The 14,732-nt window shown below is 42.2% G+C and carries 10 protein-coding genes; 8 read left to right on the top strand and 2 right to left on the bottom strand.

Annotated elements, in window-relative coordinates:
- Positions 1–177 precede the first annotated feature (177 nt).
- Positions 178–5,166, top strand: coding sequence for a hypothetical protein (locus FD725_RS12850; RefSeq protein ID WP_179048509.1), 4,989 nt, complete (start codon positions 178–180; stop codon positions 5,164–5,166).
- Here FD725_RS12850 and FD725_RS12845 read toward each other — a convergent pair.
- Positions 5,163–5,525 (bottom strand): hypothetical protein, encoded by a 363-nt coding sequence (locus tag FD725_RS12845; protein ID WP_179048508.1) that lies wholly within the window; start codon positions 5,523–5,525, stop codon positions 5,163–5,165. The two genes, FD725_RS12850 and FD725_RS12845, sit on opposite strands and share 4 nt — an antisense overlap.
- 532 nt (positions 5,526–6,057) lie before the next feature.
- On the opposite strand from FD725_RS12845, the gene FD725_RS12840 reads away from it, so the two are divergent.
- The 5 genes from FD725_RS12840 (at position 6,058) to FD725_RS12820 (ending at position 10,338) form a co-directional block, all read left to right on the top strand.
- Positions 6,058–6,891, top strand: coding sequence for a photosystem II manganese-stabilizing polypeptide (locus tag FD725_RS12840; RefSeq protein WP_179048507.1), 834 nt, complete (start codon positions 6,058–6,060; stop codon positions 6,889–6,891).
- 576 nt (positions 6,892–7,467) lie between these two features.
- A complete protein-coding gene (locus FD725_RS12835) occupies positions 7,468–8,244 on the top strand; it encodes an RNA polymerase sigma factor SigF (RefSeq protein ID WP_179051520.1) in 777 nt (258 codons plus the stop codon).
- Positions 8,245–8,614: 370 nt separating this feature from the next.
- Positions 8,615–9,463: a hypothetical protein gene (locus FD725_RS12830; protein ID WP_179048506.1), complete on the top strand. Its 849-nt coding sequence runs from the start codon at positions 8,615–8,617 to the stop codon at positions 9,461–9,463.
- Positions 9,464–9,466: 3 nt separating this feature from the next.
- Positions 9,467–9,718, top strand: a complete 252-nt coding sequence (locus FD725_RS12825; protein ID WP_179048505.1) for a hypothetical protein — start codon at positions 9,467–9,469, stop codon at positions 9,716–9,718.
- A gap of 176 nt (positions 9,719–9,894) precedes the next feature.
- Positions 9,895–10,338, top strand: a complete 444-nt coding sequence (locus FD725_RS12820) for a DUF4332 domain-containing protein (RefSeq protein ID WP_179048504.1) — start codon at positions 9,895–9,897, stop codon at positions 10,336–10,338.
- 288 nt (positions 10,339–10,626) lie between these two features.
- Here FD725_RS12820 and FD725_RS12815 read toward each other — a convergent pair whose 3' ends face one another.
- Positions 10,627–11,241: a TetR/AcrR family transcriptional regulator gene (locus tag FD725_RS12815; RefSeq protein ID WP_179048503.1), complete on the bottom strand. Its 615-nt coding sequence runs from the start codon at positions 11,239–11,241 to the stop codon at positions 10,627–10,629.
- Between the two features lie 151 nt (positions 11,242–11,392).
- Here FD725_RS12815 and FD725_RS12810 point away from each other — a divergent pair, with 151 nt between their 5' ends.
- Together FD725_RS12810 and FD725_RS12805 are read left to right on the top strand one after the other, a co-directional pair.
- Positions 11,393–12,970 carry a pitrilysin family protein gene (locus FD725_RS12810; protein WP_179048502.1) on the top strand — a complete coding sequence of 526 codons (1,578 nt, stop codon included), beginning with the start codon at positions 11,393–11,395 and terminating at the stop codon, positions 12,968–12,970.
- 37 nt (positions 12,971–13,007) lie between these two features.
- On the top strand, positions 13,008–14,507 hold the full coding sequence (locus tag FD725_RS12805) for a pitrilysin family protein (protein ID WP_179048501.1): 1,500 nt from the start codon (positions 13,008–13,010) through the stop codon (positions 14,505–14,507).
- Positions 14,508–14,732 lie beyond the last annotated feature (225 nt).

Raw genomic sequence — 14,732 nt, 5'->3', positions numbered from 1 at the left:
GCAAAAGCTTCAGCAATTTAACATTCAAAATTCAAACTAATCAAATCAAACTTTATGGATGTTTGATTTATGATGAATTTTGAGTTGAACAGCCAAGCTTTAAATTTGGCAAAAGCAAAAATTAAAAGGCATGAACAGCCTTTTAATTTTTTATTCTGGGTATGAAAAATTTTAGTTATGACTCAGGTGCAAATTACCACAGCGATCGCCAACAATAATCAAAATTCTCTGCAAAGGCTAATTAGAGCTATTCAACTTTCTCAAGGTGAATTTTCTCTGATTCTCGTGCGGTGTAATTATCAGCAATTACGTCAACAAATGCGCGAGCATCTGCGAGACTTAAGTAAAGACATTAACATTCGAGAATTATACCTCCAACCATCAACAACTGCTTTACACACCACAATTATCTCCGAATTATTTCTAGATCATCCAGCCGTAATTACAGATTCTCTCCCATCAGCTGTGATGGTTTTTGGTTTAGACTCAATTATCCCTCCAGACGACTTACTAATCGGCATCAATCAATCAAGAGACATTTACTCTGCTACTTTTCCTTTTCCGTTAATACTCTGGCTGCAAGATGACGTAGCATCATTACTTGCTCGGTTAGCTCCTGATTTTAAAAGCTGGGCAGCAACCACAATCAAATTTGAAATGTCTCAGGAAGATTTGATTGCCTTAATTAGACAACAGACAGAATCTTTATTTACGAAAGTATTAGAGGTGGGTGCTGAGAAATTTGTCTCCAATGCTGCTCTAGATTTAGCTCCTAAATCTCAACATCGTCACGAAATTGAGTCAGCCCGAAATGATTTACTGCGGTTATACAATATTCAACTAGAAGCAGGATTAGAAGCTAGTTTAGAGTTTGTCTTAGGGCGTGATAAATATGTTAATGATCAAATCAATAGTGCTTTATCACATTATCAAAAAAGTTTGGCTCTATGGCAACAGGCTAGTAAAAAAGACAAACCTTATGAATATAAATGTCTAGAAGCAAATTCTCACCATCAGCTTTGGCAAGCCATAGTATTATTTCATTTAGGGCTATGTTATCGTCGCATGGCAGATTTACACCAGAGTGCTAGTAGTAACTATTGGCAACACGCACTCACCTGGTTTAATCAATGTCTAGATTTATTGGCAGAAACAAAACGACAAGATTTAGTAGCTAAATTTATGCTACCCGCTTGTGAAATGCTATACAAATTACAAGTTTGGCAAGACTTGAAAAAATTAGCTCACAAGTCTTTACAACTGCATAAAATCTATGGACATCAAGCTCAGGTTGCTCAGAATTATGGCTTTTTAGCGGCTGTGGCTGGTGCAGAATCTGATTGGATACTAGCTCACGAATTAGCCAATACTGCACTAGAAATTGCTGAACAAAGTACAGAAGTGACTCGACATCAAGAAAGCTGGTATCTGCTATTATTGGCGCGATCGCAAAAAAATTTGGGTCAGTGGGAACAAGCAATTACTAACTTAGAATGGGCCAGAGTAATTTGTGAGTTACAGTATGAACCTGCACTTTATTTGGAGATTTTAGTAGAACTGCGATCGCTCTATTTTATCCAACGACATGACTATATAGAAGCCTTTAAACTCAAGCAAGAAAAAATTCAGATAGAACATCAATATGGTTTGCGTGCTTTTATCGGTGCAAGTCAGCTACAATCACAGCGTTACAAAATTAACCCCATCATCGAATCACCAACAATTCCCTCTCTACCAGAGGAAGTTGCTCAAGAAATTGCTGCATCTGGAAGACACCAAGATGTCAATCGCTTAATCGAAAGAATTACCCGCGCTGATTATAAACTCACCATCGTTCATGGTCCTTCAGGCGTGGGGAAAAGTTCTCTCCTCAAAGCTGGGTTAGTGCCAACTTTACACAAAAAACTCATTGGTGAGCGTATACCTTTATCTATTGTCTTATCTAGTTACACTGATTGGGTGACAACTTTAGGACGTAGTTTTCATCAAGCAATTACACAGGAAGACACAGCCAATTCTCTAGAATTTACACCCAGTATTTTATTAGAAAAAATCCGCTTTGCTACTGAGTGCAATCATACAATCATCATTATTTTCGACCAATTTGAAGAGTTCTTTTTTGTGAGTAGCTTTCAGCAAAAGCTGAATTTTTATCAGTTCTTTAGTGAATGCTTAAATATTCCCTATGTCAAAATAATTATTTCTTTGAGAGAAGACTATCTCCATTATTTATTAGATTTTGAACGCTGGGATAAAATTAGTAAAAATAGTTTTTATGACTTAAGTGTCATCAACAAGAATATTTTAGATAAAGATATTCGCTACTATTTAGGGAAATTTTCCATTCCCGATGCCCAAGGGATTATCTATTACTTAACTGAATGTTCTCAGTATGAAATCAGTCAAGATTTAACCAATCAGTTAGTACAAGATTTAGCAGGAGAAACAGGAGAAGTTCATCCCATTGAGCTACAAATAGTAGGCGCACAACTGCAAGCCGATAATATCAATACATTAGAACAATACAAACAGTGTGGCGGGACAAAAAAACTCATCGAACGCTGGCTAGAAGAAGTTGTGCAAGATTGTGGTCAAGAGAATGCTGATTTAAGTTGGCAATTATTATTTGAATTAACTGATGAAAAAGGTACACGCCCCCTGAAAACCAAAGCTGATTTAGTAGTAGCACTAGATCTGGATATCACATCAAAATCAGAGTCAAATTGGCAGTTAATTTTAGAAATCTTAGTGGGTTCAGGTTTAGTTTTGTGCTGGCGAGAAGAATTAGGCGATCGCTACCAGTTAGTGCATGATTATTTAGTAGAGCCAATTCGCCAGAGAAACGACTATGGTATCGCCGCCGAATTAGAAAAAGTTAAGCTAGAAAAAACCCAAGCCGAAGTAGCCCAGAAATTCTCACAGGAACAACTCAATTTAGTCCTACGCCGCCGCCTCAGAGAAGCACGCATAGCTGGTATCTTGCTAGCCATTATGGGTAGTACCATCGCTTCCCTATGGTGGCAAGCCGATGTCCAAAAAAGAGCCGCCGAAATTCAAACCATCCGCGCGGAACGTAGCGAAATCAATTTACAGATTAGTGCGATCGCGGCATCTAGTGAAGCCCTATTTTCCTCCCACCAAGAATTTGATGCTCTCTTAGAAAGTTTACGCGCCTGGAAAAAACTTAAACAAGCTACAGATGTCAAACCAGAAACCCAAATGCGGGTGATGACCGCCCTACAACAAGCAGTTTATGGAGTCACCGAGTCAAATCGTCTCGAAGGACACAGCGATATTGTCTGGGGTGTAGTTTACAGCCCTGATGGTAAGTTATTAGCATCAGCTAGCACCGACCGGACAATCAAACTCTGGACTCCTGACGGAAAATTACTGCAAACCCTCTCTGGCCATACCAGTGCTGTCACCAGTGTCAGTTTTAGTCCCGATGGCCAAAGCCTAGCTTCCACCAGTCTAGATAAAACCGTGCAAATTTGGCACAAAAACCCCATAACAGGGACATTTGCACCGGAAACTTTAACAACACCCATAGTCCAGAAAGATTGGGTTTATAACGTCAGTTTCAGCCCTGATGGAGAATTACTAGCCACTGGCAGTAAAGATAAAACTATTAGCATCTGGCGGCGAGATGGTAGCTTAGTCACCACCCTCAAAGGACACAAAGGTGCAGTTAACTGGGTTAGCTTCAGTCCTAATGGTCGATTCATTGCTTCCGCCAGTGAAGACCGAACAATCAAAATCTGGCAACGGAATGGTAGCTTAGTCAAAACATTGTCTGCTCATCAACTAGGCGTGACAATGTTAACTTTTAGCCCTGATGGTAAGTTACTCGCTTCCGCCGGACGAGACAAAATTATTCAAATCTGGCAATGGGATGATTATCAGCAAGATATCCCAGAAATCTATGCTTATAAAACTCTTCGGCAACATACTAGTACAGTCTGGAGCCTCAGTTTCAGTGCCGACAACACAAAGTTAGCTTCAGCCAGCGATGATAATACGATTAATCTCTGGACTCAGACTGGCAACCTGATCAAAACTTTCAAGGGACATAGTGATGCAGTTGTCAGTGTGGCCTTCAGTCCCGATAACCAAACTCTCGCATCAGGGAGTTATGACAAAAGCATCAAACTTTGGAGTTTAGCAGCCCCTACACTACCTGTTTTACAGGGACATGAAGATCGAGTTTTGAGCGTTGCGTGGAGTCCTGACGGTCAGATGTTGGCTTCTGGTAGCCGCGATCGCACAGTAAAACTATGGCGGAGAGAATGGCACAATGGCAAGCTAGCAGCCCATCTTGACAAAACTTTAGTTGGTCACAAAGACATGGTGCATAGTGTAACCATTGATCCCAGAGGGGAAATCTTAGCCTCTGCTAGTGAAGACCAAACAGTGAAAATTTGGCGACTGGATGGGACTTTACTAAACACCCTCACAGGACATAACGATAGTGTCGTCAGTGTTGCCTTTAGCCCTGATGGGAATTTGTTAGCCTCAGCTAGCCGAGATAAAACCATCAAACTCTGGCATCGTGACGGTAGTTTATTGACCACTTTAGTAGGGCATCAGGCGCGAGTCAATAGCGTCAGTTTTAGCCCAGACGGCGAAGTTTTAGCCTCTGCTAGTGACGATAAAACTATCAAACTCTGGCGACGGGATGGGACTTTAATCAACACCTTTGCCCCCCACGAGGGCTGGGTATTAGGTGTCAGCTTTAGTCCCACTGACCAGTTGCTAGCTTCTGCCGGCTGGGATAATACAGTTAGGTTATGGCGACGGGATGGAACTTTGTTAAAAACCTTATTAAGAGGTTACAGTGACAGCGTTAATGCAGTGAGTTTTAGTCCCAATGGGGAAATACTAGCGGCTGCCAATTGGGACAGTACAGTCAAGCTGTGGAGCCGTGAGGGTAAATTGATAAAAACCCTCAACGGGCATAATGCTCCCGTCTTAAGCGTCAGTTTTAGCCCAGATGGTCAAACATTAGCATCGGCTAGCGATGACAATACCATCATTCTCTGGAATCTACACTTTGATGACCTGCTATCTCGTGGTTGTAGTTGGGTAAATAATTACCTCGAACACAACCGGAATGTAGAAGAACGCGATCGCCTACTCTGTCATGATATCAGCAACTATCACAACTAACTCCAAGTGCGATCGCCACTCAAAACATCATCTTCGCTAATTTGTGCTTGATTTTCCTTCGCCTCTACTTCTAACAAGTTTTGCAAAAAGGCTTGCAATTTCATGCGTTCGATGTAAGGCCAGCCACCCTCAGATTCAATATCTTTCAGCAATGCGTATAGCTGCTGACGATTATTTGGCAAACTCTCTTGAAACGTTCCGTCCCGAATTTCTCGGTGTAACTGCTCCAACTGACGCAGTAATTTTAATAGCGCTGTCGTATCGCCTTGACAACTTGCAGCTACATCGTAAACTACCGTCGTAACATTTTGTAACTTCTCAGAAAATTCCCCTGATTCCGCAATACCGTTTTTGTTCATGCAATTTTCTCCATTTAAATTTTATCTACTCAAATTTACTTTGCTGTGAGTGTAAATAGTCATTAGTCATTGGTCATTAGTCATTGGTCAAAAATTATTCTCTCCTTGTCCCCCTTGTCCCCCTTGTCCCCTTGTCCCCTTATCCCCCTATCCCCTTATCCCCTTATCCCCCTATCTCCACACTCGTCAGTCATATCAAAAAACTAAGCAGTAAGGCTTCACACAGACTCAAACTGAGCATGATGGGATCACAGCTAATCAGTTGACACTAGAGTGCTTTGATTTTGAGTTAAAAAAAATCGTATGATCTGGCTGATTTCCTTATAAAGCAATGGGCTGTATTTAGTGGTAACACATAGGTAATACAGAACGACTTGGGCGACGCTGTTGATGCCATCGGCATTGACAAAGCGCGAAATTAAATTTCATCTTCGCGTTAGTTGAGGTACACATTGATGCCATATTGGATCTAAGTGTACTCATCCCTATGCCCAAACCCTTTATATATCAATTTTTGACATTGAGGTTGACCATGAGGTATCGCGCTTTAATTGTTGCATTCTTGGCTATGTGCCTGGGGCTAATTACTGCTTGTAGTGATGCTCCTGCTTCTAGCGGTAAAGACATACTCACCTACGAACAAATCCGGGGTACTGGCTTGGCTAACAAATGTCCCCAGCTGACAGAAACCAGCCGTGGTTCCATTCCCCTAGATTCTAGCCAGTCCTATGTCATCAAAGAACTTTGCTTGGAACCAACCAATTTCTTCGTCAAGGAAGAACCTGCTAACAAACGCCAAACAGCAGAATTTGTTGGTGGCAAATTGTTAACTAGATACACTTCCACTATTGACCAAGTATCTGGTGATCTCAAGTTCAACGAAGACAAAAGCCTCACCTTTACAGAAAAAGATGGTCTTGACTTCCAAGCCATCACTGTACAGCTACCTGGTGGTGAACGAGTACCATTCCTGTTCACCATTAAAAACTTAGTGGCTCAAACACAACCCGGTGTAAGCAGTCTCAATACTTCCACCGACTTTGAAGGCTCATTCAAGGTACCTTCTTATCGTGGTGCTGCTTTCCTTGATCCTAAAGGTCGTGGTGTTGTTAGCGGCTATGATAACGCCGTAGCGCTTCCAGCCCAAGCTGACGATGAAGAACTCACCCGCACTAACGTTAAGCGTACTGACATTCTTCAAGGCAACATTTCTCTACAAGTAGCTAAAGTAGATAGCGGTAGTGGTGAAATTGCTGGTACTTTTGAAAGCGAACAACCATCTGACACTGATCTAGGTGCTGATGAACCCAAGGAAGTGAAAATTCGGGGTATTTTTTACGCTCGTGTTGAACCCAACCGCGCTTAAATTTTCTTAAATTACCAATAATGACAACGAAGGGCTTTTAGCCCTTTTTTTATTGCCTATTGCCCATAGCCTCTGCTCATGTCGAAAATTTGTAAATAAATATAAACTTTTTCAGTTCTATTTCAGTAGCAATGAGTTTTGAGATGTTGCACTTATTACTCTTGATTCTTTTGCCAAAATCTGAATAACTAGCTTAATTTACACTGATTATTTTTAAGTTTTAAAGATTACATAAAATTCCTATATCTCCTATAGTAACTCTACTGAGAACTGATCTACTTTGACTGCTCAAAATCTAGGAGAAAGTCAGCCTGATTACCTATTAGGAAAATTAAGTACAATCTCGGTTTCAATTTTAACTAGAAATTTCTTATTTTGTCTCTATGTAGCACTGATAAAGCTACAGGAAACACCAAAAATTCATAAGAACACAATTTCATTTTCGCTAATTTAAATTCTGCTCGATTGTCAATCCTTTGGTATTTTGATCATCAAATTTGGTTTGATATCACGCGATCGCAGTCTAATTTACTAGCGATTACTCTCCATATTTATTTTCTCAATCAATCCGGTGCTATGCCTACAACAGCTACCAATGAATTAAAGTACGAGATTTGGCAGTTGTTGCGAGAATACCAGCAATCTCGCTCAGAAACTGTTCGGAATCAACTAGTCCAGCTTAATTTTGGACTAGTCAGAAAAGAGGCTCATTACTGGATCAACCAATGTCGTGAAAATTACGAAGATTTGGTGCAAGTTGGTTGTTTAGGTTTAATCAGAGCTATCGAAAGGTTTGAAATTTCTAAAGGTCATGCCTTTAGCTCCTTTGCCATTCCTTATATCCGAGGGGAAATTCAACACTACCTCAGAGATAAAGGTGTCACCGTGCGGATTCCCCGACGCTATTTAGCCATCCAACAACGAGCCATAGGAGTTTCTCGTTCTCTCAGAGAAGAATACAATCGCCAACCCACTGACTCAGAATTGGCCACAGCTTTAGAAATCTCTCCAGATGAATGGCAAGAAATTAAACTGGCATGGATTAATCGCTCTCCCTTGAGTCTAGATGTGCCGGTGCAAGACGGTGAAGAAGGAGCCGCTAGCTTGGGAGAAATGGTTCCTGACAATCATTACCGCAGTTTCCAGTTAGCACAAGAAGACCAACTGCGTTTACAACAAGCATTGTTTCAACTAGAACAACGGACTCGTGAAGTTTTAGAATGTGTATTTTTGCAAGATTTGACGCAAAAACAAGTAGCAGAACACTTAGGTATTAGTGTAGTTACGGTGTCGCGGAGAGTCAAAAAAGGTTTGGACTTATTAAAGCATCTCATGTCTACGGCGGATGATTAAAAAATTAGGGGTGTGGGGGTTCTAAGTAGCTCAGGTTTAAAAATTATCGCTATGGCAAGGCAGGAGGCAGGAGGCAGAAGGCAGGAGGAAAGAGGATTTCGGCTTTGTTTACTTTTCTTAACTCAGTTTTGTTTTTTCCCACAGACTTACTTAAGTCTCTATAGTTTTACACTTTCCCACAACAGCAGGTCTTGTTGAGTAAGCCTTGAATTCATAAAGTCATCAGTATTTACGCTGGAATAATAGTAATTTAAACAACGCTTGAAATTAGAAAAATTAGGTTATAAAGGAAACACAACTTTGCCAAAAATTTAAAAAGGCGTGGTTGATTTTTCAAAACAAATTTTCCGATAGCGTTTGAGAACGGCTAATGGGCAGAAAATCTAAAATCTTAGTTGCAGCTATTCTAACCGTGGCGATCGCTGGATGTACTACAGAAGAAACACCACAGGCTGCTAATCCTACCCCAACTGCGGCTCTGGCTCCGGCTCCAGTAGCCAAGACACCACCTAAAGCACAATCCTTTAGTAATCCTGTGGTGTCCCCTAAAACAAATCCAAATGTCGCCTCTGCGGCTTCTAACTTAATCCAACCAACCAATGCTGCTCAGAGGGTAGGTTTGGTAACCCAAGGACGAACTGATCCTTTTGCACAGATTGTTGGACAACCAGTTGCGGAAATGTCCACAAATACTGGAGCTAGACCAGTTCCCTCTTTACCTCCTCTCCCAGCTGGGACTAAACCAAAAACGTTGACGGCGAAAGCTAACAACAATCTGAGCAATAAAAAAACACTGGCAGCCAAGCCACGTGTGACAATCACAGCAGTTTTACCGAGAGTTTTACCGCAAGTTGTTCCTAATCCGACTTTAGTCTCCGTATTACCACCACCCGCGCAACCTGACTTAGCAAGAGCTGTGGCTGTCACTGGTGTAGTTGTCATTGGTCGAGAACCCCAAGCGATTATTAAAATACCGAATGAATTAGCAAGTCGTTATGTACAAGCAGGACAGCGACTAGCAAATGGTCTTTTAATTAAACGAATTGAAATGAACGCAGGTTCCAATCCGATCGTAATTCTGGAACAATATGGTATTGAAGTTGCCAAAATGGTAGGTGAAGCACCCACCGGTTCTACACCAGCAAATACAAGCCCTGCTAGTAATCCGGTGTCAGTGAACTCTCCTACTCTAAATTTGCCTAGTGTTGGAGCATCTTAAAAGATGGAGACTCAGGAAAAAGTCGAATTTGTCGGTTTACCGTTGGCTGTATATCGAGAGATAGCAGCCCATCTGCGTCAAGTTGAAGGGGTAGAAGTCAGCCTCATTCCCCAATCATCTCCACAGTTTGATTACCAGCAAAGTCAAATTGACAGTTTATCTATCTGTTGGAGAGCTAGTTCTAACGCCGAAAATCGCCAACGTGTACAGGAAATTTTGACTTATTACAAAAATCGCTACGCATCTGCCAAGTGAGTTAAACATCTGGTGAAAATGAATGTAGAGACGTTACAGTGCAACGTCTCTACAAGGATTTCGAGCAAAGCAGAATTAAATTCGGTCGATGTCTATTCAAAAAAGGTTAACTACATCTGACGGCTATTGATTATTGAGGCACAATATGTAATTGAATATATGTCTTAATTTTCAAAATGTCTGCTAAACATATAGTTACTCAAGGTTCTATCATGGCTTGTGACTGGCCAATTGAGCAATTGCCGGGACTCAGTCAACAGGAACAATCTCAACTCCAAAGTTGGGGAATTGCGACTACGGGAGAGCTAATTAAACAAGGCAAAACTCTAGAGGCTAAGGTGGCTTTGGCGAATAAGTTACAAGTCCACCTTCAGTATGTCAATAAATGGATAGCTCTGGCCGATTTAGCGAGAATCCCTGGTGTGGGAACACAAAATTGTGGGCTATTACTTCACGCGGGTATCGGTTCTGTTGCACAGTTAGCCCAGACTCCAACTCACAGATTACATAAACAAATTTTGCGCTTACAAGTGGCAACAATGCAACGCCGAGACTTGTGTCCAGCTATTGAACAAGTCCAGCAATGGAGTCAGCAGGCGAGGGTTGTTATTGGTCAATAGTCATTGGTCAATAGTCAATAGTCAATAGTCAATAGTCAATAGTCAATAGTCAATAGTCAATAGTCAATAGTCATTGGTCTTGAGTGCTGAGTAGCTATTAATTCTTCTCCCCTGCTCCCTATCCCCTGTCACCTGTCACCTGTCACCTATCCCCTATCCCCTATCCCCTGTCCCCTATCCCCTGTCCCCTATCCCCTGTCCCCTGTCACCTGTCACCTGTCCCCTGTCCCCTGTCACCTGTCACCTGTCCCCTGTCACCTGTCACCTGTCCCCTATCCCCTTCTTATTTCAATCTTTCACTAACACGCCATTGAGAAAGATATCTGCTAGGCCTTCGGCCATTTGTTGCATTTGTTGGGGGGAAGCGTTGGGTTCCATGAGGGTGTTGTCAGAGAAGCCGGCGATCGCAAACATTCCCAGGAAGACTTTGGCGACGAGGTTGGCATCCATTTGGCGGTATATGCCTTTGTCCATTGCGGTTTGGAAGAAGGCTTCAGCGACATCGGTCATTTTACCAATGACTTCGATTTGAATGCGATCGCGCAGGTCTGGGTGAAATTGCACTTCCATGAAACAAACGCGCATTAAGTCGGCGTTTTTGTGAAAATTCCACATTCGGCGGCGCATGACTTGCGCGACAGCTTTGTAGCTGCCCATTTCGCTCAATTCTGTGAGCAAATCTGTGAGAATATCTATCCAACCACTAGTGGCGACTTCCACCAAAATGGCTTTTTTGTTGGGAAAATGCCGAAATAGAGTTCCTTCGGCGACACCAGCAGCTTGGGCTAAATCGCGGGTGGTAGTGCCATCAAAACCTTGAGACGCAAACAACTTGAGTGCCGCCTGTAGAATGCGGGAACGTGTTTGTGCCTCCGAAGGTGGAGGAGAATTAAAAACTCGCATATCAGTTATTGTAAAATCTCCGGAACACTACTTGTAGCATTATTGTCTACCGTCAGGGACAAAAAGCACAGAAAGCTTAATACTAGATTAACGCTCTATTTGCTAATTTACCTGTTGCTGAAGTAGTGGAAATCTATTTTATTTGTTGCTGATGAATCAACTTAATCAATCAATATCCTATCGGTTATTGGCCATGTTGATGGCGATCGCTCTTTTATGTTGGGGTTCTACGCCAGAAATGGCCATAGCCCAAACACCATCAACACTGCAACCCAGCCAAACCTCCACCCAAACTTCCATTCAACCATATCTAGATCGGGTCATTAAGCAGTTGACTGAGTTCCGGCTAGACAATGGCATGAAGTTTCTTGTTTTAGAACGCCATCAAGCACCTGTTGTTTCATTTCTTACCTACGCTAATGTCGGGGGTGTAGATGAACCAGATGGGAAAACTGGTGTGGCTCACTTTTTAGAACATTTGGCGTTCAAAGGCACTACACGCATCGGTACGCAAAATTACCAGCTAGAAAAGCCCCTCTTGGAGCGTTTAGAGCAATTGGATACGCAAATTAGAGTTGCTAAAACAAATGGCAAGCAAGATGATGTGGCCAGGTTACAGGCGACGTTTAAGCAAGTAGAAGCCCAAGCAGCTAAATTAGTTAAGCAAAACGAACTGGGGCAAATTGTTGAACAGTCTGGAGGTGTGGATTTAAATGCTAATACCTCAACGGAAGCGACTCGTTACTTCTACAGTTTTCCGGCTAATAAGTTGGAATTGTGGATGTCATTGGAGTCAGATCGTTTTCTTGATCCTGTGATTCGTCGTGAGTTTTATAAAGAAAAGGATGTGATCTTAGAAGAACGGCGGATGCGGGTAGAAAATTCTCCTATCGGACTGATGATCGAGAAATTTATTGATACTGCTTACAAAGTCCATCCTTACAAGCGTCCGGTGATTGGTTATGACCAAGATATTCGCAATTTAACACCACAGGATGTGCAGAAGTTTTTCAACGCTTATTATGTTCCCAGTAACATCACCATTGCTGTAGTTGGAGATGTCAACCCAAGTGAGGTGAAAAAATTAGCCCAGATTTACTTTGGACGCTACAAAGCGGGTTCTAAGCCACAGTCTCAAATTGCTGTAGAACCAAAACAAACGCAGACACGCGAAGTAACCGTGGAGTTACCTTCTCAGCCTTGGTATTTGGAAGGTTATCACCGTCCAGCCGTTACCCATCCCGATAATGCGGCTTATGACATTATTGGTAGTTTATTAAGTGATGGACGTACGTCACGGTTGTATAAATCTTTGGTCGAGCAACAGCGTTTAGCATTGACTGCCCAAGGTTTTAGTGGATTTCCTGGGGATAAGTACCCAAATTTGATGTTATTTTATGCTCTCACGGCTCCTGGGCATACAGTTGATGAAGTGGCTGTGGCTTTACGTCAGGAAATTGACAAATTGAAAACCGAACCTGTAGCAGCAGTAGAGTTGCAAAGAGTCAAAACTCAAGCAAGGGCAGGTTTGTTGCGTAGCTTAGATTCCAATATGGGTATGGCACAGCAACTGTTGGAATATGAGGTGAAAACTGGTTCCTGGCGGAATTTGTTTAAGCAGTTAGATGACATTGTGGCTGTAACTCCGGCAGATATTCAGCGCGTGGCTAAATCCACCTTTACTGCCGAAAATCGCACAATTGGCAAGTTGTTATCCAAGAAAGCATAAGCAACACACCGCAAATATTAGGAGATAAGCAACAGATATGCAAAGGTATGAAGCAAGATTGAAAATGCCGCGTGGTAAGAGGTTGATTTATGCGGTGGTGGCGGCTGTTGCCTGTTTACTGGTAACATTTAACTTTTCTTTGGCGGCGACTGCTGCTGCGAAACATTACACAGAGTTACAATTTACGCCGTTACCGGAGATTAAGTTACCTAAGTATGAACGGTTTGTGCTGGAAAATGGCTTAGTTGTCTATTTAATGGAGGATCGAGAACTTCCCTTAGTTAGCGGAACGGCTATGGTGCGGACTGGGAGTCGTTGGGAACCAGGGGACAAGGTGGGATTGGCTGGTTTTACAGGTACAGTCATGCGGACTGGAGGAACTCAAAAACATTCAGCCAATGATTTGAATGAGATTTTAGAACAACGGGCGGCAGCAGTGGAAGTTAGCCTGGGTGAAGCGGTGGGGACTGCTAGCTTTGAGGCTTTGAGTGAAGATGTCGAAACGGTGTTTGGGTTGTTTGCAGAGGTGTTGCGTCAGCCTATATTTGCCCAAGAAAAGCTAGATTTAGCCAAAACTCAAGCTAAGGGTGGGATTGCTCGCCGCAATGATGATCCTGATGATATCGCTAGTCGGGAATTTCGCAAGTTGATTTATGGCCAGGATAGTCCTTATGCGCGAATTACCGAATATGCGACAGTGGAACGGGTGACTCGTGCAGACTTGGTACAGTTCCATCAACAGTATTTTCACCCCAATAATCTGATTTTAGGGATTGTGGGGGATTTTGATGCCAAAAAAATGCGATCGCTCATTCAAGCTAAGTTTGGTGACTGGCAACGTAACCCTAAATTCACTAAACCTCAACCACCACAGGTAACATCAGCCACTACAGGCGGTGTGTTTTTTGTCAATCAACCCCAACTAACTCAAAGTAGTATTTTAGTTGGGCATTTGGGAGGCAAATTCGATAATCCCGATTATGCAGCCTTGGATGTATTAAACGGGGTATTGAATGGATTTGGCGGGCGGTTGTTTAATGAATTGCGATCGCGTCAAGGTTTAGCCTATTCTGTATATGGTTTTTGGAGTCCCCGCTTTGACTACCCTGGAATGTTCATTGCCGGTGGACAAACCCGTTCTGATGCTACTGTGCAGTTTGTCAAAGCCTTGCAAGCCGAAATTAAACGCATCCAAGCCCAACCAGTGACAGCAGAGGAATTAGCTCGTGCGAAAGAGTCTACACTCAATTCGTTTGTTTTCAATTTCCAAGATCCTGCACAAACCTTGTCAAGATTGATGCGCTATGAATATTATGGCTATCCGGCTGATTTTCTGTTTCGCTATCAAAAAGCTGTTGCTGCCACCAAAATATCTGATGTGCAACGTGTAGCCAAACAGTATCTCAAACCAGAAAATCTCGTCACCTTAGTGGTGGGAAATCAAACAGCTATTCAACCACCATTGACTCAGTTAGCTGCTCAAGTAACACCTATAGATGTGACAATTCCAGCTTTGCCACCACAAGCGCAAAATTAATTGTTGTCGAGAAAAAAGGGCTAGAGAAGAAAGTTTTCCTGCCCATAACCCTTGAGGAATACATATATTAGAGATGTCGTAATGACATCTCTATTTATATAGATATTTATGAAAGACAAATAATTCTTCCTACTAAAAACTGAATGCTTTTATAGACAAAACTCCTGTAATTCTGTCTGAAAAACTAGCCCGAAAATACTTATTTCGTCCAATTACATTTCAAAA

Source organism: Nostoc sp. TCL26-01 (genome assembly GCF_013393945.1).
In the GTDB taxonomy this organism is placed as follows: Bacteria; Cyanobacteriota; Cyanobacteriia; order Cyanobacteriales; family Nostocaceae; genus Trichormus.
The sequence above is the reverse complement of the archived record's forward strand: the minus strand, read 5'-3'. Positions and strand labels throughout refer to the sequence as shown.

What these genes read in the sequence shown, in the direction of transcription:
- FD725_RS12835 (WP_179051520.1), top strand. Translation starts at nt 7,468, where the DNA reads ATGCCTACAACAGCTACCAATGAATTAAAGTACGAGATTTGGCAGTTG.
- FD725_RS12810 (WP_179048502.1), top strand. Translation starts at nt 11,393, where the DNA reads ATGAATCAACTTAATCAATCAATATCCTATCGGTTATTGGCCATGTTG.
- FD725_RS12840 (WP_179048507.1), top strand. Translation starts at nt 6,058, where the DNA reads ATGAGGTATCGCGCTTTAATTGTTGCATTCTTGGCTATGTGCCTGGGG.
- FD725_RS12850 (WP_179048509.1), top strand. Translation starts at nt 178, where the DNA reads ATGACTCAGGTGCAAATTACCACAGCGATCGCCAACAATAATCAAAAT.
- FD725_RS12815 (WP_179048503.1), bottom strand. Translation starts at nt 11,241, where the DNA reads ATGCGAGTTTTTAATTCTCCTCCACCTTCGGAGGCACAAACACGTTCC.
- FD725_RS12830 (WP_179048506.1), top strand. Translation starts at nt 8,615, where the DNA reads ATGGGCAGAAAATCTAAAATCTTAGTTGCAGCTATTCTAACCGTGGCG.
- FD725_RS12845 (WP_179048508.1), bottom strand. Translation starts at nt 5,525, where the DNA reads ATGAACAAAAACGGTATTGCGGAATCAGGGGAATTTTCTGAGAAGTTA.
- FD725_RS12820 (WP_179048504.1), top strand. Translation starts at nt 9,895, where the DNA reads ATGTCTGCTAAACATATAGTTACTCAAGGTTCTATCATGGCTTGTGAC.
- FD725_RS12805 (WP_179048501.1), top strand. Translation starts at nt 13,008, where the DNA reads ATGCAAAGGTATGAAGCAAGATTGAAAATGCCGCGTGGTAAGAGGTTG.
- FD725_RS12825 (WP_179048505.1), top strand. Translation starts at nt 9,467, where the DNA reads ATGGAGACTCAGGAAAAAGTCGAATTTGTCGGTTTACCGTTGGCTGTA.